The following is a 24,935-nucleotide window of genomic DNA, read 5'->3' as shown; positions in this document are numbered from 1 at the left end:
CTTTAGGGTTGGTTTGGTCTGGTTTGCCTAGCCGGGTCTAGCTGGCCGGATCTAGCCAGACTGCGGGGCTCCCTGATTTCTGAATCCCCTAATCGTCTGCGTGCCACCAAAATCAATAAGCAGAACTGTTGCCTTATCCCCGGGCTCCAAACGAACGGCAGTACCCGCAGGAATATCAAGGCGCTTGCCCTGCGCAGCTGCGCGATCAAAGGACAACTCCGGATTCGCCTCCGCAAAGTGATAATGCGAGCCCACCTGAACTGGGCGATCTCCGGTATTAACTACCTCGATTTCCACGGCCTCCCGACCAGGATTACAAACGATCGGTTCATCTGCACAAAAGAACTCTCCGGGGATCACTGTGTTTTCCTATCTTCAAGCGGGGTCTGCGAACTGGTACTACAACAAGGGCATTAATAAACAAGGGCATTAATTGCGCTAAAGGTTTTGCGCTTGGACTCTAGAAAACTTCTAAATAAACCAGGCGGACTTGCCTGAATTTAAGGAAGTAATTAAAAGGAAGTCATTTAGGGAAGTCTGATGGGGTTATGCACTGTTACTAATTTGGTTCCATCAGGAAAAGTAGCCTCAATTTGGACTTCAGGAATCATTTCCGGAATTCCTTCTTGGACATCACCTTTGGTCAAAATGGTCGTACCCCAGCTCATTAGATCTGCAACGCTACGGCCATCACGTGCACCTTCAATGAGCTCATAGGAAATAATCGCGATCGCTTCCGGGTAATTTAGCTTCAACCCGCGCGCCTGCCTACGGCGTGCCAGATCGGCGGCGACCACAATCATTAATTTTTCCTGGTCACGAGCTTGAAGATACAAAATATGCACCCTTCCGGAGCTGAGTCATAAAGAAATACATATACCTATAGGTTAATAGGTAGAATTTAGCATGCTTGGTTAAGCGTTGCACACCGCACCTCCCCAAACTTAGTTCCACTTAGATGTCACTGCCCCCTGAATCTTTGAAAAATTCAGGACACAAATTACAAACAATCTAGGGACACAGTACTTTCCCGCCCTCCGGCTAGGGTCTAAGCCACCCCACCCGCTATTCTTATTAGCCATGAGCACTGCCAATCCCGCCAATACTGCCATCGAGGCAAATCGCCGCCGTACCTTCGCTGTCATCGCCCACCCCGATGCTGGTAAGTCCACTTTGACGGAGGCATTGGCGCTGCATGCGCACATTATTTCCGAAGCTGGCGCTACCCACGGCAAGGCTGGTCGTAAAGCCACCGTTTCCGACTGGATGGAAATGGAAAAAGACCGAGGTATTTCCATCGCGTCTTCCGCCCTGCAGTTTGAATATGCACCAGAAGGCCACAAGGGTGAGCCTTTTATGATCAACCTCGTTGATACCCCAGGTCACGCCGATTTCTCCGAAGACACCTACCGCGTCCTCATGGCCGTCGACGCCGCCGTCATGCTTATCGACGCCGCCAAAGGCCTCGAGCCTCAGACCCTCCAGCTCTTCCGCGTTTGTAAAGCCCGCGGCCTACCTATTATTACGGTGATCAATAAGTGGGACCGCGTGGGTCGCACCCCCCTAGAGCTTGTCGACGAGATCGTGAAGGAAATCGAGCTCCAGCCAACCCCTCTCTATTGGCCAGTTGGCGAAGCTGGCGATTTCCGCGGTTTGGCTCGCATCAATGAAGAAGGTGAAGCCGAAGAATACATCCAATTCACTCGTACTGCCGGTGGCTCCACCATTGCTCCAGAAGAGTTCTACACTCCCCAGCAAGCTGCCGAGCGCGAAGGCGACGTCTGGGAAAATGCTGCTGAAGAAGCTGAACTCCTCGCCGCCGACGGCGCGGTTCACGATCAGGAAATGTTCCTCAACTGCACCACCTCACCACTTATTTTCGCCTCTGCGATGCTTAACTTCGGTGTGCACCAGATCCTGGACGCACTTTGTTACCTAGCTCCCGCTCCTGCCGGTCGTGACGCCGATCCTAATGCTCTCGAAGCTTCCACTACAGCCATGGACGAGCACCGCGACACCACCGATGATTTCTCCGGCATAGTGTTCAAGGTGCAGGCCGGTATGGACAAGAACCACCGCGATACCCTTGCTTTTATGCGCGTTGTTTCCGGCGAGTTCGACCGCGGCATGCAGGTCACCCACGCCCAGTCCGGTCGCAGTTTCTCCACCAAGTATGCGCTGACTGTTTTCGGACGCACCCGCTCCACTGTCGAGACCGCTTTCCCAGGCGATATCGTTGGTCTGGTCAACGCTGGCGCACTTGCGCCTGGCGACACCATCTTCGAAGGTCGCAAGATTCAGTACGCTCCAATGCCGAAGTTCGCCCCTGAGCATTTCCGCATTTTGCGCGCCAAGTCCCTCGGCAAATACAAGCAATTCCGCAAGGCTTTGGAGCAGCTGGATTCCGAAGGCGTTGTCCAGATCCTCAAGAATGACCTGCGTGGCGATGCCAACCCAGTCATGGCTGCGGTCGGCCCCATGCAGTTCGAGGTCATGCAAGCCCGCATGGAAGTCGAGTACAACGTCGAAACCATTGCAGATCCAATTCCTTATACCGTCGCACGCCGCACCGATGCAGCCTCCGCACCGGAACTCGCCAAGCAGCGTGGTGTTGAAATCTTCACCCGTACCGATGGCGAGCTCATCGCCCTCTTCAGCGACAAGTGGCGTCTGTCCTTCATTGAGAAAGAACACCCGGACTTCGTTCTTGAATCGCTAGTCGCCGAATAAAAACACGCTTTTCGACGCTTCCCTCTGCGCGCCCACCACTTGGTGGGCGCGTTTGGCGTTCTTAGCCCGCCCCCGAAAATCTATCAGCCCAACGTGATTTCTCAAAAATGCAGGTGGGCATGGTTATAAGCCCAGTGCAGACCCCCACACCAGGCACCACCAACCACACACACCCACCTCCCCAAACAACCCCAACTGCCCCCCACCCGGCGGATCCGGCGGATCAGGAACATCCGACATACCCGGCGGATCAGGTGGATCAGGCAGATCCCCTTCCCTCAACTTCTGATGCTTCGCCCGCGCCCACGCACCACCCGACAACCCAGCTGCAACACCATCATTAAACACCACCCCACCACCAACAACCCGCCGCCCCACACGACCCGTCACCTCATCACGAACCATAAACCCCTTCCCATTAACCCCACCACGAGAATCATCATTACGCGGATGATCCCCAAAACACTGCGGCGTCAAATTCACCACATCCGTCAACCCACCACGCACCCACGGATCTAAATGATGAATCTCACAATCAATCAACGCCCGCGAACACCCAGGAGCAGAACACACCAACTCCGACTCCAACAACGCCACCTTCTGCTCCAACGACGCCGACCGACTCATCCGACCCAAATGCAACGCCCGACCAGACTCACCATCCAACACCACCCCAAAGTCATACTTCGCAGCCCCCAACAACAACACCTCACCCAACGTCAACCCAAACCCCGTATTCGTCGGATACCGATGCCCCAACCCCCGCTTTTCCACCAACTCCACATCATCAGTAGTCATCGACACCACAATGCTGCCAATCCCACGACGCCCCTTGACCGTAAAACCCTGATGAAAACGCTCAAACACATAATGCACCGCATCAGCCAACCGCTGACCAGCACTACGACCATCCAACTCCACATCCCCACCAACCAAACTGCCCTTCGTCGACAACGGCGCACACGCAGCCTTCATCAACGCCGCCGTCGCAGATGGCACCAACCCCGAAATACGCACCAACCCATCAGCATCAGCCTTACTAAAAGCAACATAACGGTGAGCCATCGCCGCTACCGGATCAGGAGCTATCCCATTGGCTTTGACCACCTGATCACGCACCCACAACCCCAGATCATCCACCCCACGCCACTTCGCCTGACTAACAGCCTGCGCAAACAACACCTCACGAGAATCCACCGCCACCCCAGACAGTCTGTCTAACTCACGGTTAATCACCACCAACCGATCAGGACTGACCACCACCGATCCTGAACGATGAGAGCCGATAACCTCAGCCACCACATCCACCTCAGGAACAGACACCGCGGGCGCATCACCATCGGCCACCTCAGCCTCAGCATCAACCACCGGCAAAGCCTCTACGACAGCGGGTTTATCCTGCGGGAACAATGACTTACCCAACGCCACCCTGTTAAACGCCTCTACGCGTGACACTCCTAAACGCTCAACGAGATAATCAGTGGTTTTTGCAGACCCCACCCTCGTGCCGGCGTGGGCTAGTTCAGCCATCACAGCCACCGCAGCGTTAATCACCCCACGTTGGTTAAACACATGTTCCAACCGCACAAGGTCTGCTTCGTTGTCATTAAATACCTGTGCTGACAGGTCAGTGGATAAGGCGGTGATGATGGCTTTGATATGGGTGTCTAATGCATCAACGTGGTGTGTTAATGACGCCATCATCTCCCCCTTTGGTGTTTGTGTGTTCCCCGTGGTTTTCTGCTTCTTATTTTAGTGGCTCATGTGTTCGATAGCAATAGTGGTTGCGAACATTTTTTCGAACCTCAAGCCAGAACTTTAGACATTGGAAATCGAACGTTATCCACAGGCGACTCCCGCGCCCCCAGTTATCCACAGGAACCACATCACCCAACCCATCCCAAAGAACAAAAAGCTTTAGACTGTGGTCGAACTACTATTATTTACCCAGGGAGAGCCGTTATGGAACCAAGAATTTTTAAATGCCCAGCATGCACCGGACCCTCATATGGAGTTCCAGCCTTAAGCTTGCGCTATCCAGATCCACTGATTGAAGCAAAAGCCAATGATTCAAGGGTCACTGAAGATCCGACAATTTGCCATATTCATTACCCAAAACCTAAACGACACTTTGTTCGATCAAATATTGGAATCCCAGTTCACGGTGAAAAACAAACTCTTGAATACGGATGCTGGGTTGAGCTGAGCCGCTATGACCTAAGCAGATTCTCGAAAAGCAATCTATTTAACCAAAGTCTGGAATTAAATGGCTTTTTAGCAAGCAAAATTCCAGGGCTCGAGGACTCCTATGGCTGCCCAGTACTGCTTAAAACCAAAGGCAGATCCCTGCACTCAAGGTTTCAACCATTGCCAGCAATTCATTCCTTATATGTAGATTTCACTAATGGAATCTCAAATAGAGAGGCAGATCTAAGAGTCTCAACGTGGATGCTCGCAGTTCAGGATTCCCACAATCACCCCGAGCGGCATGACTAAATAAGGGAGTTAACACCCATGAGGCAAAGTACTAATGCCACTACATAGCCGGACCACTTTGCCACTTTGGTTTTGTTTTCTCCAGCCTTTTCAAAGAGCTTGCCAATAGGACTTTCGGGATATCGGCGAACCCATCCAACCAGGATCGCGGTAACTATAGGCAAGCTCAGCGCCAAGGTTGCATAAACTACGAGGCCACCATAACGAATGACGGGACTAAAGTCGCCGATACTTAAGAATCCTAGGCCAGCATAAAAAGGGAGCGAGGTAGCCGATTGCACGATTCCCAAGATTAGGCCTGCACCAACAGTTTTCCAGCTTGGGGTCTTTACTGGCGTTAAAAAACCATCTAAGACTTTGGTGCCATCACCTTTGGAGAGCATGGTTGCAAACAGAGAAATGACACCAGTTGCAATCAAAATGATGCCAAACCATGGGGAATCTAGGAAGGCCCCGACTAATCCTTCCAGTCCATCAAAAACAAGCATGACAACGATGCTCAGCAAAAAGACCCCAAGCCAATCCCCCACTAAAAGCAGGGTGGCAATTGGGCCATATTTCCCAGAGCGCGGAAGCAGTGCAGCAATTGCGACAACAATGCCGATGAGTAGGACGTTAACAGAGTCCAATAGTGCAAAACTCACGGCATGAAACAATTGTTTAAACCTTTGATAGACGACAAATAGTAATTAGAGCCTACCTGCGCAAGTTAATCACAATCAGATTCAGCCCTGATTAATAGTGTCGTTCTTCTATCGCCTGCCGTTACTGAATTACAGGCTCTTCAGTGACAACAATTCCATCAGAGTCAGCATAAAGGTAATGACCAGGGATAAAATCGACCCCACCAAAACTGACGGTGATATCACGCTCACCTGCCCCACTCTTGGAGGACTTACGAGGATTGGTACCTAAAGCCTTGCAACCAAATTCCATCTCGCCGATAACAGCAGAATCCCTAATCGCACCATTAACTACAACTCCAGACCAACCATGATCCCTACCTAAAGCTGCAATAATATCCCCCACCAATGCAGTATGCAGGGACGCATCTCCATCAATAACCAGAACTCCACCTGTGCTTTCTTCACCAAGAATTGATTTCAAAAGTGCGTTATCTTGAAAGCATTTAACAGTTGTAATTGGGCCATAAAATTCCACATTCCCACCCAGGTTTTGGAATTGCAGATCACAGGATCGAACTTCCTCACCGATGATGTCAACAAGGTCGGCCGTGGGGATAAATTTCGCGTTATTCGTAGTCATAGGGGCACAATAACCCACCATCAGTACAACCGTCTTGCTTCCCAAAGAAATATAGAGATTTATCACACACCACTTGCTAAAAATAGAGTTGCATCACAAATCACCTTTGACATTAACCCTGAATGAAAGCCCCGGGATAAACTTGCACATGTTGCGCAAGATTGCATAAAGTGTGCAAGTTTTTCACTTCCCTGCCAGCCTCAAATCTTCACTTTCAAGAAGGAAACTCATGGCAAGATTTCTCTATAACATCGGCTCCCTTGCTTACCGCAAGAAGTGGCCTTTCCTCGCTTTTTGGCTCATCCTGCTAATCGGCATTACAACCTTGGCGGGACTCTATTCCAAGCCAACTACCAGCAGTTTCTCCATCCCAGGGCTTGACTCAGTCACCACAATGGAGAAAATGCAGGAGCGCTTCCCTGGTTCCAGCGACGCCACCTCAGCTGCTACTGGCTCGGTAGTTATCCAAGCTCCTGAAGGTTCCACACTCACTGATCCAGCAGTATCGGCTGAAGTAAACAAGATGCTCGAAGAAATTCGCGCAACTGGAGTGCTGAAGGATGCGGAAAGCGTCGTAGATCCAGTTATGGCCGCGCAAGGCATAACGGCTCAAATGACCCCAGCTCTAGAAGCCCAGGGCGTCCCTGCAGATAAAATCGCCGCAGATATAGCGTCGATAAGCCCTCTGAGCCCGGATGAAACCACCGGCATCGTCTCAATGACTTTTGACGCGGCAGCAGCCGCGGACGTCCCTGCAGCAGATCGCACCGCCGTCACTGACATTCTGGACAAATACGACGATGGCGATCTCACCGTTGTGTATAACGGAAATGTTTTCGGCGCTGCAGCTACCTCCCTAAATATGACCTCTGAACTCATTGGTCTCCTCGTTGCAGCTGTTGTGCTCATCGTTACTTTCGGTTCATTTATTGCGGCTGGCATGCCACTGATTTCTGCCATTATCGGCGTGGGTATCGGCATCATGGGCATTCAGCTGGCAACCGCTTTCACGGATTCTGTCAGCGATATGACCCCAACCCTGGCCTCCATGATTGGCCTGGCAGTGGGTATTGATTACGCCCTCTTTATTGTTTCTCGCTTCCGCAATGAGCTCATCGGGCAAACCGGTTCCAATAACTTGGAGCCCAAAGAGCTTGCCCAGAAGCTTCGCAATATGCCGCTGAGCACCCGTGCACACGCTATGGGAATGGCAGTCGGCACCGCCGGATCTGCAGTTGTGTTCGCAGGCACCACGGTTCTAATTGCCCTCATTGCACTGTCAATTATTAACATCCCATTCCTCACCACAATGGCTATTGCCGCTGCAATCACGGTCGCAGTCGCCGTCTTGGTAGCACTTACCTTCCTCCCAGCCCTGCTGGGACTTCTGGGAACCAAGATCTTTGCAGCTAGAATGCCTGGACCTAAGGTTCCAGACCCTGAAGATGAGAAGCCAACCATGGGTCTCAAATGGGTTCGGCTCATCCGCAAAATGCCTCTTGCTTACCTTGCCGTTGGCGTTATCTTGCTGGGCGCCATTGCGATCCCTGCCGGCAACATGCGCCTAGCAATGCCAACCGATGGCACCTCCGCCTTGGGCTCTGCACCACGCACCGCATATGACATGACTGCCGAAGCCTTTGGTCCAGGCAAAAACGCTCCGATGATTGCTCTGATAGATGCTGCAAATGTGGCAGAGCAGGATCGCCCTCAGGCCTTCGCAAAGGCAGTAGAGCAATTCCTCACCATCGATGGCGTGAAGAATGCGCAGGTCACGCAGACCACTGAGAATCTCGACACTGCACAAATCTTGATTACCCCTGAGTTCGATGCCATTGATGAGCGCACCTCAGATACCCTTCAGGCTTTGCGCGATAACACCAGCACTTTTGAATCTGAAACCGGCGCCACCTATGGCATCACCGGCGTCACTCCAATTTATGATGACATTTCAGAACGTCTTTCCAGCGTGCTGATTCCTTATGTCCTCATTGTGCTAGTCCTAGCTTTCTTTGTGCTGCTTCTTGTTTTCCGTTCCATTTGGGTTCCACTAATTGCGGCCCTCGGCTTCGGATTGTCCGTGGCAGCCACCTTCGGTGCCACCGTAGCAATCTTCCAAGAAGGCGCATTCGGAATTATTGAAGATCCTCAACCGCTGCTGTCATTCTTGCCAATTATGCTGATTGGCCTGGTATTTGGCCTCGCCATGGATTATCAGATCTTCTTGGTGACGCGTATGCGAGAAGGCTTCACCAAGGGAAAGACCGCCGGCAATGCTACCTCCAACGGCTTTAAACACGGCGCCCGCGTGGTTACTGCAGCTGCCATCATCATGGTTTCTGTCTTTGCCGCCTTCATGGCCCAGGACATGGCCTTCATTAAGACAATGGGCTTTGCCCTCGCAGCTGCTGTGTTCTTCGATGCCTTCATCGTTCGTATGATGATCATCCCAGCAACAATGTTCCTACTCGACGACAAGGCTTGGTGGCTTCCTAAGTGGTTGGATAAGATTCTTCCAAATGTTGATGTCGAAGGTGAAGGTCTTAGCGGTTTAGATAAGGCCCGCACCGCGGAACTAAAGGAATCTACCAGTGTCGGGGCTTCGTGAAACTAAAAAAGCTGCAACGCGCACAGCGCTTTCCCGCGCTGCTGCGCAGCTCGCCTTAACTGAAGGCCCCGAGTCCCTTACGGTTGCAACAATTGCGGCCGAAGCAGGCTTTTCGACGAGAACCTTTCACAATTATTTTGCGTCTCGAGAAGAAGCACTTGTAGAGTTTATGAGTTCTCAAATCCAGAATTTGATTGCTCAACTTGAGGAACTCCCTGCAGATTTAGATACTCAAGACGCCCTTGAGCATCTAGTAATTAACCATTTCCGCAAGGGAGATTCAGAGCTTGATTCTTTTAGTGCGCTTTATCAAGTGGGTGAAATCTTAGAAAAGCTCGGCCCTCCCCCTTGTGCTTTTGATGCCAACATCATGTTGGAGCCACTGCGCTTATTCTTCAAACACAAGATGCCACAGCTAGATGATTTCGAAATTGATGTGTCGATCCACTTACAAGCTGCAGCAATTGCAGCAGCTTTGAAGTGGTATTACCGCAACCCTGAGCCACGCGATCCTGAAGAGGCGATCGAGCTAGTTAAAAGAGCCAGCGCCCTCCTAAAGCGTTAAGGCTAAAAACACCAAAATGCACTGTGTTCCGCCCGGAACACAGTGCATTTTTGGATTAAAGATTTAGCTGGAAAGCGAGCTACCAACCACACTGCCAATTACTCCACCGAGGCTAACACCGGAGGAAAGTTCAGAAGATGATTCAGTAGAGCTCACACCATTGGGGTTATAAACTGGGATTTCTCCACCATCTAGTCCAAATCCCTGCATCATCAGAGGGAAAAAGCGGTGCAATCCCTGATTCCAATAATCCCAGGAGTGAGTACCAGTTACACCAAAGTCATAGTTAATCGATTTAATGCCCATTTGATCTGTCGCAGCCTTGAGATTATGGGTACAAGTATTGGACATTGCCTCGATTTGGAAACCAACACTAAGTCGATCATCAATGCCAGCTTGATCGGTAGGCGCATTTGGGCCGGTGAAGTCTAGTTCCGAGGACAAACCAGAGGCTGAAAAAACATAGAGATTATCTTGTTCACCCAGTTTTGCAGCATTGAGCAGTGGATCATTGTAGCGGGAATAGTCACTATCAACTTCGCCAAAAATCTGGCTTGGAAGCGCATTGCCATTGTAGGCAGTTGCCGCGATTCCACGGCGCCCCATCCAGGAGTTGGTTTCTGCACATCCAGAGAATGAACCTACCGAAGAGTAGAAATTCGGGTTGTGGCTCGCATAATTCAGTACAGTGCCACCCGACATTGACATGCCAATAATGCTTCTTTGACCATCAGCACCAATCGCAGCTTCCAAAGGCTCTGGCAGCTCGTGGGTTAAGAAGGTTTCCCATTGCTGCTTGCCACCGAGATCTGCGCTTTCTTCCACCCAGTCAGCATAAAAAGTATATGCACCAAGCATAGGCATGATGACATTGACGTTGTTCTGACTCATCAATTCATCAAGGTCAGTGTTATTTACCCAGTTATCGCTGCCTTGGCCTCCATCTCCACCACCAAGTGCATAAAGCGTAGGCCGTGGTACGGAATTATCTTCAGGAACAATCCATAGCAATGGAATCGTGCGTCCCATGGATGGTGAATAAGCATTGATCTGGCGAATGCGATCACCATCAACGCCAATAAAACGTTCCAAACGCGCTAGAACCTCAGGGTTCATGTCGATCGTTGCCTTCGGCAGAGCATCCTTACCTGCTGGATAACGCGGATCGGTGTATTGCGGTTCGGTGGAGGTCACAATTTCCCCGAAGGATGAGCCTTCTGAGGAACCAAAACTAGTTAGTTGACTGCCAAAAAATGGCAGCTTGGAAAGCCCTTCCGGGCGATCGGTAATATCTTCTACGGGATTATAGTTTTGGTTAGGGTCCATGCCGTAGTCATAGGCAGCGGCAATTCCTGCGCCAGTAAATACTGAGGTCACCCCGATTGAAACTCCAAGAACAATGGAGCATAGTCGAGATTTTGCGGTTTTCACTCTAAGTACTTCCTATTCAATAAACGCCGAATTGATATTGGCATCCCTCCATCTTCACAGATGGAATAATTTCAAACAACCCGCCCACTGTCCCCAAAAGCCAGGTGGAAGGAATATCCTAAAGGAATGGATATCCCGCTTCCCGTGTCACTCTCTGAAGTTGTAGCTGACGGAAAAATAGGACAATCAGGCGTTGACCAGGCATTTGCAGCCCAATTGGGAGGAATCCTGGGGGTCGAGTTTAACCTCGACGAAGGCGCAACACATGCCGAAGTTAGAATTAACCGTACCTCAGGTGCACCTTTTGATACCACTGGCGAAGTTGTCGCTTGGATTCAAAATAACCAGTTGACCTGGGAAAGTACGCGCGGTGTTGATCTCAACATCCCGGAACTACAGGGCACCCAGCCACTTAGCGATAACCTCATCTCTGCCGCCCGCACACTTTATGGCAATGCACCAGCATTCATTGCCCCTTTTGGCTCCCGTGGCCAAGCACTTGTCATCATCAATTACTTACCTGAGCTTTTCGACGCCCGCCGCGACCTCATCGACGGTTTGCCCGGGCTACCGCGAGGCACGTTAAGACGCGCGCTCAGCTCCTACGCCGCCTTCCGCGGCTTAGGCATCCGGATTGAAGAGGATCGCATCGCCTTCAGCGATGGCACTTCCCTCTTGTTACGCAATGGGAAGCCCATTGAACTCGCAGGTGGGCTGGGGTTGCGCGAGGTACGCGCGGATGCGGCCTTCATGTCGGCTGAGCACCAGTTGCTTTTCGACGCCATCTCGCCGAATTATCAGCTGCAGTTTAATGCCAGCTCACGCACCGCACAGCTGGATAATGTTCATGAGGTGCAGGCTTTTCCACTCGCGACCATCGAGGGTAACACCTGGAAATGGGCATGGTCCCAGCCAGAATTCCACGGCTCCGAAACTGAGGGGGTGGCGCGTTTTGGATTTGATAATGGAATCTTGTTGCTCACCACTCCTGAAGTTGAGGTCGCCGATGCGCAGGAATTTGAGCTCATTAATGTAGCAAAACCCATCCTCAAGCGGTGGACACATGCTTTTGTCAAAGATGGCGATCGGCACATCGTCATCCTGCTTGATCATCCACGTTTGCACCTGCCGCCAGCCTCTTTTGCTGCGGTGGAGGCTACCCTCTATCAACCACTTGCCAGCGATCTTGATCGACAGCGGGCGGTAGCTTCCTACGCCCAGCTGCGCGGATTACCTTTTGATGGCAGCAAAATCACGGTGGAAAATCGCCAACTTAACTTAGCTTCCATAAATAATGATTCCGACAATGACCACAGCGGGCAGGATCATTAAGCCCAACAAACCCCAGCTCGCCGGGCGAGCCATGTTAATTACGGTGGTCTGGCCGTCGTCAAGCTCTATAAAAACTCGAGGGTCGGAAACATTGTGATAAATGATGCCCCATTTAAGAGCGGAATCATCCTCACGAATGGGAATGGCGCGATCTATTTCTAATTGGCCGCGCCTTAGGGAAATTACAAACACCCAGGCCAAAACGGCTATTGACACAACATACGCGGCCATCTCGAAAGCGCTAACCGGACCTGGACCGTTGACTCGCAGCGCAGAAATCGTGAGTACGGCGGCCAGGAAAAAGCTAAACCATCCCAAGCAGCTTTGGACATTATTAAGGAAAGACCAGCGGCGTGCCAATTGAATAGCAGACGCATGGGGATGATCTGCCGCCAGATTCTCGGATCGATAAGAGATCAACGTGGACGTACCCAAGGAAATTGCGAGCACTAAAACAGCACCTGCAACCACCCGAGCAATGAGAGTTTGAGAGCTCATCGGTGGCGAATATGAACCACCAAGTGCAAAAAGTCCGCTATTTACCTGCGTGGGCATTTCATTGGGAAAATACTTGAGCATTGCAAGTGCTGCCACGATGCTCATCACGATCATTCCCATGATTCCCAGGTACCAGGTCCAAGGAACAGGTATTTTGCTCAGCGCTTTCACTGCACACCTTCCCTTAAGCAGAATAGACCTCTCAAACGAAAGGTCTATACCTAAGCTATCAAAAGGTGGTTGCTAATTCTTAATTAGCTCAAGGTAATTCTCTTCCGGCAGTGCCGCTCCAAACTGTGGATTACGATCCTTATCCACCACCGCAGCGCGTACTCCTTCTGCAAAATCAGGTTGGCGGATCATAAAAAGTGCCATCACAAGTTCATTATCAAGGCCTTCGCGCAGACTCTGCGCCTCGCGATTTTGGTTCATCAAAGCAGAAGTTGCCACCACTGCGCTAGGCGCAGCCTGGCGCAGTGGCTTCTCAATCTTGGCCCTGAAGGCAGCGTCGGGATGTGCGGCGAGGGCAGCGTCGATAAGCTCCCCAGTCTCTTGGCCGAAGGTCTCCTCAATGCTGGAGGCAAAGCTTTCCAAGGTGCTGGATTCTTCAGGTTGGGTGCTAAAGGTGTCGAGGGCCTGCTCGAGCGAATTTTCTAGCAGGGTGTTGGTGAATGCCTCGATATCTGCGGATTTAATGAAGTGGCTGGCCACTCCGGTCCACAGCATATCGGCGGGACTCATACGCCAGCCTGTAATACCTAAGAACTTGGCGATTGCCGGGGTGGTGATCTGGTGTGCAAAATAGGTGAATCCCACATCCGGGACATAACCAATCGCAGTTTCTGGCATCGCAGCTAGGGCGTTTTCCGTAATAATGCGATGGGAATTATGCATGCTAACCCCCATACCACCACCCATAACAATGCCATTGATCAGCGCGATTACTGGCTTAGGGTAAGTTCCCAGGCAATTAACCAGGTTAAATTCCTCAGTGAAATAGTGATCGCCAAATTCAGGATTTCCTGCAATCACCGCATCACGCAATTCTCGAATATCTCCGCCGGCACAAAATGCACGCTCTGAAGTCGAATAAATAAGCACTTGCGAGATCGCATCATCGGCAGCCCATTCATCCAAAGCCTGCTGGATAATATTCACCATCTCTAGGTTGATGGAGTTCAGTGCCTTTGCTCGATTAAGCGCTACGATGCCGGTTTTATGCTGCACCCTAATAATCACGGGAGGTTCGGAAATGTTCATGAAACTAGTGTGGCATAGCTTGCCTGCCGAGGTGTGACACAATAGGCAATTAGCACTTTATTTGAAAGGAGTCTCTCTCTGATGGATTTTCGCCTCGTCGCAACTGACATGGATGGCACGCTGCTCAATGATCAAAGAAGAATCCCAGAAGGATTTTGGAAGGTTCTCGAACAGCTCAGGGAACAAGATATTGCCTTTGCACCCGCCAGTGGCCGCCAACTAGCCACCCTGCAAACCCAATTTGAAAGGGCTGGAGAGCCACTTTCTTATATCGCCGAAAATGGCACCGTGGTTGTCCACAACGGTGAGATTATTTCTTTGACCACCATCGATGGCGAGACCGTGCACTCCATCATTGATGCAGCCCGCGAATCCTCCGTAGATATGGGTGTTGTGGTCTGCCGCCCGGAACGCGCCTTTGTAGAGCGTTTCGACGCCGCCTTCCGTGAAGAAGGATCTCAGTATTACCTCGCCCTCGATGAAGTGGAAGACCTCCACGAAGTAGTTAATGACGAGGTTATTAAGGTCGCCATTTTCACCTTTGCAGATGCAGAAAAGGATTGCGCCCCCGTCATTCGCGCAGCTGCTCCCGGCGCGAATGTGGTCGTCTCCGGTGAACACTGGGTTGATGTTATGGATAAATCAGCCAACAAGGGTCATGCACTTGCTACCCTGCGCGAAGCTTTGGGCATTGCCGAATCTGAAACCCTTGTTTTTGGCGATTACCTCAATGACACAGAACTAATGAAAGCCGCTGGCACCTCTTATGCCATGGCTAATGCACACCCCGATATCTTGGCGTTGGCCGATGAAATTGCACCTTCAAATGCCGAAGCCGGAGTTGTAGTAGTCCTCCAAAATCTACTTTCTGAAGAACTCTAAACTCCGGCTGGGGCTTATTTAAGTTGGGCCCGGGGCAAGAAGGTGACTGTTATTAAGCCTTCTTTTTGCCCTTTTTCTCTTTCTTACTGGCCTTCTTATCCTTTTTCTCCTGCTTTACTGCCTCGATGCGATCTTCTTCTAGGTGGGCAGCAACATCGGGAACATAACGGAATTCATCACGTGGAGGACGCTCATAGTCAGTGTCAGGATTTGGACGTTCCGGAATCTCTGGCAAAGGGCGATCGATCTTCTCATAAGGAATCGTGGACAAGAGATGTGAAATCACGTTAATTCGAGAACGCTTCTTGTCCTCTGATTCCACCGTGTACCACGGTGCAGAAGGGATATCAGTGTGGATGAACATCTCATCCTTCGCACGAGAATAGTCCTCCCACTTGGTAATAGACTGCAAATCCATTGGTGAGAGCTTCCAACGGCGCAACGGATCACTCAACCGATCCTGGAAGCGGGAAATTTGTTCCTCATCAGATACTGAGAACCAGTACTTACGCAGGTGGATGCCATCTTCTACCAGCAGACGCTCAAAAATAGGGGCCTGGTGCAAGAATCGGCGGTATTCCTGAGAGGTACAAAAACCCATCACTCGCTCAACGCCGGCGCGGTTGTACCAAGACCTATCAAAAATTACGATCTCGCCTGCAGTTGGCAGCTTTTCAATATAACGCTGGAAATACCACTGCCCTTTTTCTCGAGAGCTAGGTGTTGGAAGAGCTTCAATCCGGGCAGAACGTGGGTTGAGGTATTGAGTAATCCGCTTGATGGCAGAGCCTTTGCCAGCAGCATCGCGACCTTCCATCACGATAACAACGCGAGCTCCGGTCTCCACGACCCATTGCTGGAGATTGACCAACTCAGCTTGGAGACGCTTGAGCTCTTTTTCATAAGCTTTTTTATCGAGCTTTGGCGGATTCTTGTGGAAGTCCGGCAGACTTTCAGAATCTTTTTTATTTCCCATGATTTGAGCCTACAAGTAAATCCTTAAGTAATTGCTCCTATTTGCTAAGTTGACATGAAAAATCCCCCATTAGCTACAAAGGTTTGATAAAGATACCTTCGAGATGGGGGGTTTTGAACCGAAAAACTAGTTGACCTCAAAATCACTAAACCGTTCCCAGCCTTTCTTATGCGGAAACTCGCTTTGCACAATAAGTGGCGTTTGTTGCAGCAACGGTGGCAAAGTTTCTTGGGCTCTGAGGTACTGTTCACTGTTTTGATGTGCCTTGGCACCTTCATCAGTCCAGACACCAACTACCAGATATTCACCTGGATAATCAGTATTGCGGAACCAGTCAAAATAGAGACAGCCTTCCTCTGTCCTAGTTTCTTCGGTGAATTTGTCAACGGTGTAGCGGAATGTCTCCACATACTTAGCCTTGGGCTTGAATCGAATATTTACAATGTGCATGCCCTCATCATACGTCCATTTTGAAATATATGACTAGCATCATATTCATAAACTATCTGCCCAATTTAGGACATCTTATTTAACAGCAAACTCCGCCATACGATCCCACTCAGTCTTGCCTTCAATAAGAGTGTTGATGATCTCTGGAGTCTCAATCAAGATGGTTGGGAAGAGCTCACATGCTGCCTTGAAATGATCGCTGTTGACATGAGCTTCGGCTGCATCGTCCTGGAAAGCCTCAATAAGAACAAATTCATTTGGGTTATCGGTATTGATGGACCACTCAAAGAAGATATTTCCCTCTTCAGCACGGGTCTTCTCAGTAAACTCGGCAACCAATTCGCGGAAATTGGCTACATACTCGGGCAAAGGCTTGAATTTTACGTTGATTAAGATCATTTCACCCATCATAGCCAATAGATAGAGGCCTTATCCAGAAGACCTCTAAATTTCTGATGTGCAACAGGTTTTCTAAATCACCTTATTTGGCGATAGATCCAACCTGCGCAAGAGTTGAGCATTCAACGCCACAACAACCGTGGATACCGACATCAAAAGTGCACCAACACTCATTGGCAAGACAAATCCCACTGGAGCCAAAATTCCTGCTGCCAGCGGCACAGAAATCAAGTTATAACCTGCTGCCCACCACAAATTCTGTTTCATCTTCCGATAAGCCGCTTGTGAAAGCTTGACCATGGAAAGCACTGATCGAGGATCTGAAGAAGCCAAAATCACGCCGGCAGAGTTTATCGCCACATCGGTACCAGCACCGATGGCAATGCCCACATCAGCCGTAGCAAGAGCAGGAGCATCGTTAACGCCATCCCCAACCATGGCAACTAACCTGCCTTCATGTTGCAGCTCAGCCACCTTGGATGCTTTATCTTCTGGTCGAACTCCGGCAAAAACCCTATCGATGCCAAGATCCTTTGCCACAGTGTCAGCCACTGCTTGAGCATCACCGGTGATCATCACGACTTGAATTCCAAGTTCATGTAGCGCATTAACTGCCGTATAAGATTCCGGGCGAACCTCATCAACCAAGGAAATGACACCAATGACCTGGCCATCTACCAAGACGTGGAGAATTGTTCCCCCTACGGAACTCCATCTTTGCACAATAGGTAGCTCGATTACTCCAGCTTGTTTAAGTAAAAATGGGCCACCTACCTCAACAACTTTCCCAGCAACCGTCGCTTTGACACCAACCGCAGGCGCCGATGAAAAATCACTAGCAGGCATTACGCTCAAGCCTTTTTCATCTGCAGCTCGAAGAATAGCGCGAGCAAGTGGGTGCTCACTATTAGCTTCGGCTGCTGCTGCCAAAGCGAGCACCTCATCTGCTGCAAAACCCTCTACCACCTCAATTTCCGCAAGATGTGGCTCACCCTTGGTCAACGTTCCTGTCTTATCAAAGAGAACCGTGTCAATCTTGCGCATGGATTCCAAAGCAAGACGATCTTTAATGAGCACTCCCCCACGGGCAGCTCGCTCCGTTGCAATTGAAACAACTAGCGGAATTGCCAGACCCAAGGCATGTGGACAAGCAATCACAAGAACCGAAATAGTACGGATTACTGCCTCATCTGGCATTCCCAAAAGCGACCAAACTACAGCAGTGATAGCCGCAGCCCCCAGCGCAAACCAGAAAAGCCAATTTGCTGCAGTATCAGCAATTCGTTGAGCTCGCGAAGATGAAGCCTGAGCCTCAGAAACGAGTTTTTGAATTCCAGCCAATGTGGTTTCATCACCAGCGGCGGTGACTTTAACTCTTAAACCAGAATCTGTCGCGATAGTGCCAGCAATGACATGATCACCGGATTCTCGCCAAATTGTTTTAGATTCACCAGTCACCATTGCTTCGTCCATGGAAGCTGCACCATCAACAATGATTCCATCCGCGGGCACAGCTGAGCCTGGACGTACGATCACTACATCACCAACGGCCAGTTCACCTGGAGAAACCTTAACGACCTCTGCCCCAACTACTTTCTCAGCTTCATCTGGAAGCAGAGCAGCTAGAGAATCAAGAGCTGAGGTGGTCTGAGCCAATGAACGCATTTCGATCCAGTGTCCCAAAAGCATGATGACAACCAATAAAGCTAGTTCCCACCAGAAGTTAAGTTCATGGCTTAAGAGTCCAAGGCTAGAGCCCCATGAAGCTAGAAAAGCGACACTGATAGCAAGTGCAATCAATAGCATCATGCCCGGTTTACGTCCACGAATTTCTGAATAAGCACCTAGCAAGAAGGGCCAGCCGCCCCAGAAAAATATGACGGTACCAATCAGCGGGGAGACCCATGGAACCCATGGCCAGTCTGGAAGCGAGTATCCAATCACTCCTGCAAACATGTCATTAAAAATAACGACAGGAATGGCCAGCAAAAGCATGAGCCAAAACAGTTTTCTGAATTTTTCTACGTGACCACCATGACCACCATGCCCAGCATGACCTCCGTGTTCGTCGTGCCCAGCATGCCCAGCATGACCTCCGTGGCCCTCATGACCACCATGCCCAGCATGACCTCCGTGGCCCTCATGACCAGTGTGAGTTGCGTGTGAATCTCCCATAGTCATGAGAAACCACTACCTTTCTTGAAGCAGGTTCATTAGTTGCTTAGGGGTTGCATTTCACTTTCGACTACCCACATGTGGTTTTCCATGGTCATACCGTTCATTTCAAAGTCCACGGCGTAGACCGTCTCATCGGTGGAGGAAGCAATCGTTGCTTCTGCACCGTCCATTCCCGCCATATGGCCAGCGGTTAGCGTAACTTTGGTGCCATTTGCCAGGCGCTCGGTGCCAGCGTTTTCGATCTCTTCTTGAACAACCCAACGGTGGTCTAGGACGGTGGCGCCGCCGGTAGTGGGTACATAGTCCACAGCGTAGGTATAAGTGTCATATGCTCCTGACACTGTTGCCGTTGCGCCTTCCATACCTGGCATGTGGTCTGCAGTTAAGGTCACTTCAGTTCCAACTGGGTAGGTAGGATCTGTTGCCTCGGTCATTCCTTCAGGAACTTCTGCATTTCCCATTGAGTGCATCATTGAAGAGTGTGGATCAGCTGCAGCACTGGAAGAACTTGAGGAGCTGGAGGAACTAGAAGATGTTGCGGAGGAACTTTCATCTGCTGGAGAACATGCGCTGAGAACCAAAGTTCCAGTTGCAGTTAAGGCAACGAGCAGTGTTTTTGTGCGGTAGTTCATTTTGCATTCCTTCGTTTGCACGCACGCCAGTCAAGAATGTTATTTCCAGCGAACGCTTCAGGGTTATGTCAACGGATTTTTATTGGGTAAAAATTTCAACAAAGATCCTTAGTCACAATCAAAAGCTATTAGTGACCTAAACATCAATATATACCCATGGGGGGTATACGGCAATAGCTTTCCCATCACACTTGTGCACCCGCCACTTCGTGAAACATAACAAAAGGTCATCCCCCGAGGAATAACCTCAAGAAATGACCTTCTTAGAAATGCCTAGCTAAAGCAGCAAAATCTAGACTTCAATTTCCTCGCCAAGTTCCATCCACTGCATTTCTAGATCACTATGTTCATCGCGTACCGCGCGCAACTTGGTGTCTAATTCAGTGAGCTTCGCGGTATCCATTTCTTCTGCCGCAGCTGCCAGTTGCTGGTTCAACTTGTCCATTTGTTGGTCAAGCTTTCCCATTTTGCGTTCCAAAGCATTCATTTCTTTGGTGATGCGGTGGCGTTCTTGGGAAGACATCGTAGAGGTTGAAGAGCTCTCCGACACAGCATTGGCCGATCCCAGGTTCAAAACACCAGTATCTGAAGCTTCCATCAAAACCACACGACGAGCGAGGTATTCTTCAATGCCACCTGGTAGGTTGGTAAGTTTGCCATCGCCAAAAAGTGCCCAGGTGGAGTCGGTTACTCGCTCGATCAGATAACGGTCGTGAGAGATAACCACCAAGGTGCCTGGCCAACCATCAAGCAAAGATTCCAGCTCTTGAAGGGTATCGATGTCAAGGTCGTTGGTGGGCTCGTCGAGAAGCAAAACGTTGGGCTCGGCCATGAGCACTCGGGTAAGCTGCAGGCGCCTGCGCTCACCACCGGACAGATCTCCTACTGGAGTGCGCTGACGCTGCGGTGAAAATCCCAGGCGTTCAGCCAATTGGGAGGCAGAAATCTGCTTATCACCCATCACCACATAAGAAGCAACATCTTCCACGCAGTCAATAAGACGGCGGGAAAGATCAAGATCATCGAGCTCCTGACGCAGCCAACCAAGCTTTACAGTTTGGCCTTCGATTCTCTTACCGGCTCGCAAAGGATGCTCGCCAGCCAAAGTGCGCAGCAGCGTAGTTTTGCCGGAGCCGTTAACGCCCACCAGACCGATGCGCTCGCCAGGGGCCAGACGCCAGGTGAGATCCTCAACCAGCATGCGGTCATCTGGTGTTGCAATTGCTGCATCTTCCAACTCAATAACCACACGGCCTTGGCGTGATTTAGAGAATTTCATCAATTCCACTTTGTCACGCGGAGCTGGCACGTCAGCAATCAACGCCTCGGCGGCTTCAATGCGATAGCGAGGTTTAGAGGTACGGGCAGGTGCACCGCGGCGCAGCCAAGCAAGTTCCTTGCGGGCTAGGTTCTGGCGACGCTGCTCGATGATGTCGGACTGGCGCGCACGCTCAGCACGGGCGAAGGTCCAGTCGTTGTAGCCGCCTTCATAGGAATCAACTACGCCATCATGAACTTCCCAGGTGGTGGTGGCAATGGTGTCCAGGAACCAACGATCGTGGGTGACCACAACAATGGCAATGCGACGGGAAAGCAAATAAGATGCCAGCCACTGCACGCCTTCCACGTCAAGGTGGTTGGTGGGCTCGTCAAGCACAATGAGATCCAAATCTTGGACCAAAGCAGCAGCCAAATTGGTACGGCGACGCTCTCCACCCGAGAGGTTGCCCACCTTGGTATCTAGACCCAGATTGACAATTCCCAAGCCGCCGAGCACATCGCGCACAGTTGCATTGGAAGCCCATTCAAAAACTTCCAGGCCAAGTGGTCCAAGCACAACATCAGCAACAGTGTCATCATCATTGAGCTCGGCACGCTGGGTAACAACTGCCATGCGCAGATCAGAGTTATGTGAAACACGGCCCGCATCCGGAGGTTCGATGCCGGTAAGCACTTCAAGCAAGGTGGTCTTGCCACCGCCGTTGAGGCCTACTACACCGATACGGTCGCCGCTTTGCACTCCCAGCGACACCCCGTCGAGAAGCGTCTTTAATCCCCACGTCTTTGAGACGTTTTCCAGATTGATCAGATTGGCCATTGTGTTTTTCTTTTACTCCAATTTCACTAGCTTTAGTCTTCGATAGACAAAATATGTGCGCCGCGGGTTCGCGCGGAGCGTGATGCTGGGCCAGTGGCAGTGTGAGCTGCCAAAACCTGTCCGCCATCAATAAGCGATTCTGCAACATCGCGGGCATCGGCAGCATTTTCACAAATAAACACCAATGTTGGGCCCGATCCGGAAACGATGCCAGTAAAAGCACCGGCCTTAATGCCATCGGTAAGCACAGTGCGCAATTCCGGACGCAAACTAAAAGCGGAAATCTGCAGGTCATTGTGCAAAGCAGAACCTACGCTTAAGTAGTCGCCCTGCAGCAAAGCCTCGCTGAGTTCTTCAATTTCAAAATTGCCATGCCAATGTATTTCATCATGCTTTTTAAATACCGCAGGCGTGGACAGGCCCTTTGCAAAAACTGCGACCACCCAGTGATACTTTCCACGATTGAGCATATCTACCAATTGCTCGCCACGACCGCTGCCACGCATGGTGCCACCCAATAAACAAAATGGCACATCCGAACCCAACTCAGCGGCAACCTCTAATAAGGTCTCTTGACCAAAAGGCCCGATCCAAGCATCCACAGCGCGCAACGTCGCCGCCGCATCCGCCGAACCGCCAGCCATGCCACCAGCCACCGGAATCCCCTTGTCAATATGCAAGGTAACTGCAGGCAGCGGGGTCTGCTCGGCGCGACGCGCCACTAACGCATCAACTGCGCGCCACGCCAGGTTAGTGGCGTCTTCCGGGACCCCACGGGGTCCGGTTACAGAAAGGCGCTTTACGACGGATCCTGTTTCGACAATTTCCTCATCAATGGTTTCTAGTGTGACGGTGTCAAAAAGATCAATCGTCTGAAAAACTGTCAACAGTTCATGGAATCCATCGGGACGAGCCTCCCCCACACCGAGGTGCAGATTGGTCTTCGCCCAGGCCTTGGCCGTAATTTTCACCTATGCCTCCTGCAATCCAAGGCGAACATAATCGGCGATATCGAGCTTTTCACCTCTCAGGCCAGGATCAATATTTGCTGCTCTAAGGGCATCCTCGGCAGCTTGGGCAGATCCAAAGTATCCCGAAAGAGCAGCTCTCAAGGTCTTGCGACGCTGCAGGAAGGCAGCATCAATGATGGGCCAGACTTTCTTCCTGGTTTCATCGTCTTGTTGCCACGGAGTTTCCACTCGGGTGATTTTCACCAACCCGGATTCGATCTTCGGTGCAGGCCAAAAAACATTCTTACCAATGGAACCAGCTTTGGTGACAGGTCCATAGAAAGAAGCCTTGACACTTGGTACACCATAAATCTTGGAGCCCGGATCAGCTGCTAAACGATCAGCTACCTCGGCTTGCACCATAACGAGCACCTTGGTGATGGTCGGAAATTCTTCCATCATGTGTAGCAGCACTGGAACAGAGACGTTATATGGCAAGTTAGCCACCAATGCGGTGGGCTGAACTGCCAAATCTGCTTGTTTTACCTGGAGCGCATCTTTGAGCACAATGCTTAATTTATCGGCCAGATCTGGGGCACGCCATTGAAAGGTGGCTGGCAATTCTGCTGCCAGGCGTGGATCAATTTCCACTGCGGTGACGGTTTTTGCCACATCAACCAGGGCCAAGGTTAGTGAACCGAGCCCTGGTCCGACCTCTACTACATGGTCTTCAGCGGTAAGTCCGGCGGCGCCAACAATTCGACGCACGGTATTGGGATCATGAACAAAGTTCTGTCCCAGTTTTTTCGTGGGTGTGACATCGAGTTTTTCTGCGAGGGCGCGGATCTCCACCGGGCCAAGCAGCTGTGCGCCTGAGGGTTCTTCCATAGCATCCCAATCTACCTGCAGGATGCGAGATTTCTACTATCGGATGCCTAGGCTTGCGGTGCAAGCAGGCCATGCGCCCCAGCCTTGAGCGGCTTGAACCTTTTCTGCAATGGCAATCTGCTGTTCGCGGGATGCACCTGCGGCGGTTGCAGAGTAAGCGCCACCGCCATATGCCTGCCAGGTTGAAGCTGCAAATTGCAGGCCACCGGAGTAACCATTGCCGGTATCAATAGCCCAGTTTCCACCAGCTTCACACTGTGCCAGCTGATCCCACACTGAGTTACCAGCTACGGCAGCTGCGGCAGGAGCAGCAGCTGCAACCTTGGTGCCACGGCTGATCTTGGCAGGAGTTGCTGGGGTTACTTCAACTTCATTAACCACTGCGGAGTTGGTTTCAACACCGTTGACAGTGGTGATTTGGCGAGTGATTTCCTTAGTACCAGCTGCGCCGGGTTCCAGGACAGACTCTTCGCCTTCTGGAGCGTCAGGATTATCCACATAAACTGCGGCTACATCAAAAGGAACCGCTTCAGTGACGTGGTTGTTTTCCACGCGGTCAATAACAATCTGAGTGTTGTTCTTGAGCGTGGTTGCGGGATCCACATTGAGGCGATCATCAGCGTCGAGGGAAATGCCACGCTCTTGCAAAGCTTCAGCAACGTCCTTGGCTGCGATGGAAAGATAAGTGATCTTGCCGCCATCATTGATGGAGATGATCTTGGACTTGGTGACATTAAGTTCCAAGCCATCTTCTGGGATCTCTGCATTGAGGTCCGCGTCAACGGCATCGGCGGGAGTAACTCCACCAATTTCATTGAGGAGGTCTTCCACCGAAGCTGCGGTGGTAGTGACCTGCTTGGTCTCACCTTCCACAACCACTGCTACCTGCTTTGCTGTTCGCACTGTCACTTTGGTGTTGTCAGTAAGTGCAGAATCCAAGGATGGGGACACAATGTCTTGGTCGCCGAGCTCGATACCTGCTTGGGTAAGCGCGCCTTCGACAGTTCCAGACATGGTGACTAGTGCCAGCTGTTGTCCGTTGACATCAACAGTGATGTCTTTTTTAGTGGTTGCAGCTGTCACTCCGCCGATGAGCAGAGTGGCGAGCATGCCACCGGTAGCCAGACGTAGCGGCACTGAACGGGTGCCGTTAATCTGGTTGATCCGTGACTTTTGATGGGTCGCCATTTTTTAAACTTCTTCACTCTCGGGGTATGAACAATTAATCACAATACGGTAACAAAATGACCCCGTCTAGAAGCAAAACGCCAATGACGTCTCCCAATTAAACTTCAG

General features: G+C 50.9%; 23 protein-coding genes. 6 read left to right on the top strand and 17 right to left on the bottom strand.

Going from position 1 to position 24,935, the window contains the following annotated elements:
• Window positions 1-51: 51 nt before the first annotated feature.
• Window positions 52-360 (bottom strand): urease subunit beta, encoded by a 309-nt coding sequence (locus tag H924_RS04440; RefSeq protein ID WP_015650760.1) that lies wholly within the window; start codon window positions 358-360, stop codon window positions 52-54.
• A 167-nt stretch (window positions 361-527) separates the two neighbouring features.
• Window positions 528-836 carry an urease subunit gamma gene (locus H924_RS04435; protein ID WP_015650759.1) on the bottom strand — a complete coding sequence of 103 codons (309 nt, stop codon included), beginning with the start codon at window positions 834-836 and terminating at the stop codon, window positions 528-530.
• A 244-nt stretch (window positions 837-1,080) separates the two neighbouring features.
• Between H924_RS04435 and H924_RS04430 the strand changes: the two genes are divergently transcribed.
• Window positions 1,081-2,730 (top strand): peptide chain release factor 3, encoded by a 1,650-nt coding sequence (locus H924_RS04430; RefSeq protein WP_015650758.1) that lies wholly within the window; start codon window positions 1,081-1,083, stop codon window positions 2,728-2,730.
• Between the two features lie 123 nt (window positions 2,731-2,853).
• Here H924_RS04430 and H924_RS04425 read toward each other — a convergent pair whose 3' ends face one another.
• Entirely contained in the window at window positions 2,854-4,431 is a 1,578-nt protein-coding gene (locus tag H924_RS04425; protein ID WP_015650757.1) for an HNH endonuclease signature motif containing protein, read from the bottom strand.
• Between the two features lie 261 nt (window positions 4,432-4,692).
• Here H924_RS04425 and H924_RS13865 point away from each other — a divergent pair, with 261 nt between their 5' ends.
• Window positions 4,693-5,226 carry a DUF2199 domain-containing protein gene (locus tag H924_RS13865; RefSeq protein WP_015650756.1) on the top strand — a complete coding sequence of 178 codons (534 nt, stop codon included), beginning with the start codon at window positions 4,693-4,695 and terminating at the stop codon, window positions 5,224-5,226.
• Here H924_RS13865 and H924_RS04420 read toward each other — a convergent pair.
• On the bottom strand, window positions 5,223-5,870 hold the full coding sequence (locus H924_RS04420; RefSeq protein WP_015650755.1) for a hypothetical protein: 648 nt from the start codon (window positions 5,868-5,870) through the stop codon (window positions 5,223-5,225). The genes H924_RS13865 and H924_RS04420 overlap by 4 nt on opposite strands.
• A 121-nt stretch (window positions 5,871-5,991) precedes the next feature.
• Entirely contained in the window at window positions 5,992-6,492 is a 501-nt protein-coding gene (rraA, locus tag H924_RS04415; RefSeq protein ID WP_015650754.1) for a ribonuclease E activity regulator RraA, read from the bottom strand.
• Window positions 6,493-6,721: 229 nt separating this feature from the next.
• Between rraA and H924_RS04410 the strand changes: the two genes are divergently transcribed.
• Window positions 6,722-9,100, top strand: a complete 2,379-nt coding sequence (locus tag H924_RS04410) for an MMPL family transporter (protein ID WP_015650753.1) — start codon at window positions 6,722-6,724, stop codon at window positions 9,098-9,100.
• Window positions 9,084-9,665: a TetR/AcrR family transcriptional regulator gene (locus H924_RS04405; protein ID WP_015650752.1), complete on the top strand. Its 582-nt coding sequence runs from the start codon at window positions 9,084-9,086 to the stop codon at window positions 9,663-9,665. The genes H924_RS04410 and H924_RS04405 overlap by 17 nt, the downstream gene beginning before the upstream one ends.
• Window positions 9,666-9,728: 63 nt before the next feature.
• Here H924_RS04405 and H924_RS04400 read toward each other — a convergent pair whose 3' ends face one another.
• On the bottom strand, window positions 9,729-11,096 hold the full coding sequence (locus H924_RS04400) for an alpha/beta hydrolase (protein ID WP_029703897.1): 1,368 nt from the start codon (window positions 11,094-11,096) through the stop codon (window positions 9,729-9,731).
• Between the two features lie 126 nt (window positions 11,097-11,222).
• On the opposite strand from H924_RS04400, the gene H924_RS04395 reads away from it, so the two are divergent.
• Complete coding sequence (locus tag H924_RS04395; RefSeq protein WP_015650750.1) at window positions 11,223-12,428, top strand: DUF6882 domain-containing protein; 1,206 nt, start codon at window positions 11,223-11,225, stop codon at window positions 12,426-12,428.
• Here H924_RS04395 and H924_RS04390 read toward each other — a convergent pair.
• Together H924_RS04390 and H924_RS04385 are read right to left on the bottom strand one after the other, a co-directional pair.
• On the bottom strand, window positions 12,375-13,097 hold the full coding sequence (locus tag H924_RS04390; RefSeq protein ID WP_015650749.1) for a hypothetical protein: 723 nt from the start codon (window positions 13,095-13,097) through the stop codon (window positions 12,375-12,377). The genes H924_RS04395 and H924_RS04390 overlap by 54 nt on opposite strands.
• Before the next feature lie 72 nt (window positions 13,098-13,169).
• Window positions 13,170-14,186, bottom strand: a complete 1,017-nt coding sequence (locus H924_RS04385) for a 3-hydroxyisobutyryl-CoA hydrolase (protein ID WP_015650748.1) — start codon at window positions 14,184-14,186, stop codon at window positions 13,170-13,172.
• An 81-nt stretch (window positions 14,187-14,267) separates the two neighbouring features.
• Here H924_RS04385 and H924_RS04380 point away from each other — a divergent pair, with 81 nt between their 5' ends.
• Window positions 14,268-15,068: a Cof-type HAD-IIB family hydrolase gene (locus H924_RS04380; protein WP_015650747.1), complete on the top strand. Its 801-nt coding sequence runs from the start codon at window positions 14,268-14,270 to the stop codon at window positions 15,066-15,068.
• A 52-nt stretch (window positions 15,069-15,120) separates the two neighbouring features.
• Here the strand turns inward: H924_RS04380 and ppk2 are convergent, their stop codons facing one another.
• The 9 genes from ppk2 to H924_RS04335 form a co-directional block, all read right to left on the bottom strand.
• Complete coding sequence (gene ppk2 / locus H924_RS04375) at window positions 15,121-16,044, bottom strand: polyphosphate kinase 2 (RefSeq protein ID WP_015650746.1); 924 nt, start codon at window positions 16,042-16,044, stop codon at window positions 15,121-15,123.
• Window positions 16,045-16,170: 126 nt separating this feature from the next.
• Complete coding sequence (locus H924_RS04370) at window positions 16,171-16,494, bottom strand: antibiotic biosynthesis monooxygenase family protein (protein ID WP_015650745.1); 324 nt, start codon at window positions 16,492-16,494, stop codon at window positions 16,171-16,173.
• Window positions 16,495-16,569: 75 nt separating this feature from the next.
• Window positions 16,570-16,893 carry a putative quinol monooxygenase gene (locus tag H924_RS04365; RefSeq protein ID WP_211208113.1) on the bottom strand — a complete coding sequence of 108 codons (324 nt, stop codon included), beginning with the start codon at window positions 16,891-16,893 and terminating at the stop codon, window positions 16,570-16,572.
• 72 nt (window positions 16,894-16,965) lie between these two features.
• Window positions 16,966-19,074, bottom strand: coding sequence for a heavy metal translocating P-type ATPase (locus H924_RS04360; RefSeq protein ID WP_155861926.1), 2,109 nt, complete (start codon window positions 19,072-19,074; stop codon window positions 16,966-16,968).
• A 32-nt stretch (window positions 19,075-19,106) separates the two neighbouring features.
• The gene (locus tag H924_RS04355; RefSeq protein WP_015650742.1) at window positions 19,107-19,703 is read right to left on the bottom strand and encodes a YdhK family protein; all 597 of its coding nucleotides are present in this window, start codon (window positions 19,701-19,703) and stop codon (window positions 19,107-19,109) included.
• A gap of 292 nt (window positions 19,704-19,995) precedes the next feature.
• Window positions 19,996-21,801, bottom strand: coding sequence for an ABC-F family ATP-binding cassette domain-containing protein (locus H924_RS04350; RefSeq protein WP_015650741.1), 1,806 nt, complete (start codon window positions 21,799-21,801; stop codon window positions 19,996-19,998).
• A gap of 32 nt (window positions 21,802-21,833) precedes the next feature.
• Window positions 21,834-22,772 carry a 4-(cytidine 5'-diphospho)-2-C-methyl-D-erythritol kinase gene (locus H924_RS04345; RefSeq protein WP_015650740.1) on the bottom strand — a complete coding sequence of 313 codons (939 nt, stop codon included), beginning with the start codon at window positions 22,770-22,772 and terminating at the stop codon, window positions 21,834-21,836.
• Window positions 22,773-23,639, bottom strand: coding sequence for a 16S rRNA (adenine(1518)-N(6)/adenine(1519)-N(6))-dimethyltransferase RsmA (gene rsmA, locus H924_RS04340; RefSeq protein WP_015650739.1), 867 nt, complete (start codon window positions 23,637-23,639; stop codon window positions 22,773-22,775).
• Window positions 23,640-23,675: 36 nt separating this feature from the next.
• Window positions 23,676-24,827 (bottom strand): resuscitation-promoting factor, encoded by a 1,152-nt coding sequence (locus tag H924_RS04335; RefSeq protein ID WP_015650738.1) that lies wholly within the window; start codon window positions 24,825-24,827, stop codon window positions 23,676-23,678.
• Between the last annotated feature and the right edge of the window lie 108 nt (window positions 24,828-24,935).

Origin of the sequence: Corynebacterium callunae DSM 20147 (genome assembly GCF_000344785.1) — a bacterium.
Classification (GTDB): Bacteria; Actinomycetota; Actinomycetes; order Mycobacteriales; family Mycobacteriaceae; genus Corynebacterium; species Corynebacterium callunae.
The sequence above is the reverse complement of the archived record's forward strand: the minus strand, read 5'-3'. Positions and strand labels throughout refer to the sequence as shown.

What these genes read in the sequence shown, in the direction of transcription:
- H924_RS04430 (WP_015650758.1), top strand. Translation starts at nt 1,081, where the DNA reads ATGAGCACTGCCAATCCCGCCAATACTGCCATCGAGGCAAATCGCCGC.
- H924_RS04425 (WP_015650757.1), bottom strand. Translation starts at nt 4,431, where the DNA reads ATGGCGTCATTAACACACCACGTTGATGCATTAGACACCCATATCAAA.
- H924_RS13865 (WP_015650756.1), top strand. Translation starts at nt 4,693, where the DNA reads ATGGAACCAAGAATTTTTAAATGCCCAGCATGCACCGGACCCTCATAT.
- rraA (WP_015650754.1), bottom strand. Translation starts at nt 6,492, where the DNA reads ATGACTACGAATAACGCGAAATTTATCCCCACGGCCGACCTTGTTGAC.
- H924_RS04410 (WP_015650753.1), top strand. Translation starts at nt 6,722, where the DNA reads ATGGCAAGATTTCTCTATAACATCGGCTCCCTTGCTTACCGCAAGAAG.
- H924_RS04395 (WP_015650750.1), top strand. Translation starts at nt 11,223, where the DNA reads ATGGATATCCCGCTTCCCGTGTCACTCTCTGAAGTTGTAGCTGACGGA.
- H924_RS04385 (WP_015650748.1), bottom strand. Translation starts at nt 14,186, where the DNA reads ATGAACATTTCCGAACCTCCCGTGATTATTAGGGTGCAGCATAAAACC.
- H924_RS04380 (WP_015650747.1), top strand. Translation starts at nt 14,268, where the DNA reads ATGGATTTTCGCCTCGTCGCAACTGACATGGATGGCACGCTGCTCAAT.
- ppk2 (WP_015650746.1), bottom strand. Translation starts at nt 16,044, where the DNA reads ATGGGAAATAAAAAAGATTCTGAAAGTCTGCCGGACTTCCACAAGAAT.
- H924_RS04370 (WP_015650745.1), bottom strand. Translation starts at nt 16,494, where the DNA reads ATGCACATTGTAAATATTCGATTCAAGCCCAAGGCTAAGTATGTGGAG.
- H924_RS04365 (WP_211208113.1), bottom strand. Translation starts at nt 16,893, where the DNA reads ATGATCTTAATCAACGTAAAATTCAAGCCTTTGCCCGAGTATGTAGCC.
- H924_RS04360 (WP_155861926.1), bottom strand. Translation starts at nt 19,074, where the DNA reads ATGACTATGGGAGATTCACACGCAACTCACACTGGTCATGAGGGCCAC.
- H924_RS04355 (WP_015650742.1), bottom strand. Translation starts at nt 19,703, where the DNA reads ATGAACTACCGCACAAAAACACTGCTCGTTGCCTTAACTGCAACTGGA.
- H924_RS04350 (WP_015650741.1), bottom strand. Translation starts at nt 21,801, where the DNA reads ATGGCCAATCTGATCAATCTGGAAAACGTCTCAAAGACGTGGGGATTA.
- rsmA (WP_015650739.1), bottom strand. Translation starts at nt 23,639, where the DNA reads ATGGAAGAACCCTCAGGCGCACAGCTGCTTGGCCCGGTGGAGATCCGC.
- H924_RS04335 (WP_015650738.1), bottom strand. Translation starts at nt 24,827, where the DNA reads ATGGCGACCCATCAAAAGTCACGGATCAACCAGATTAACGGCACCCGT.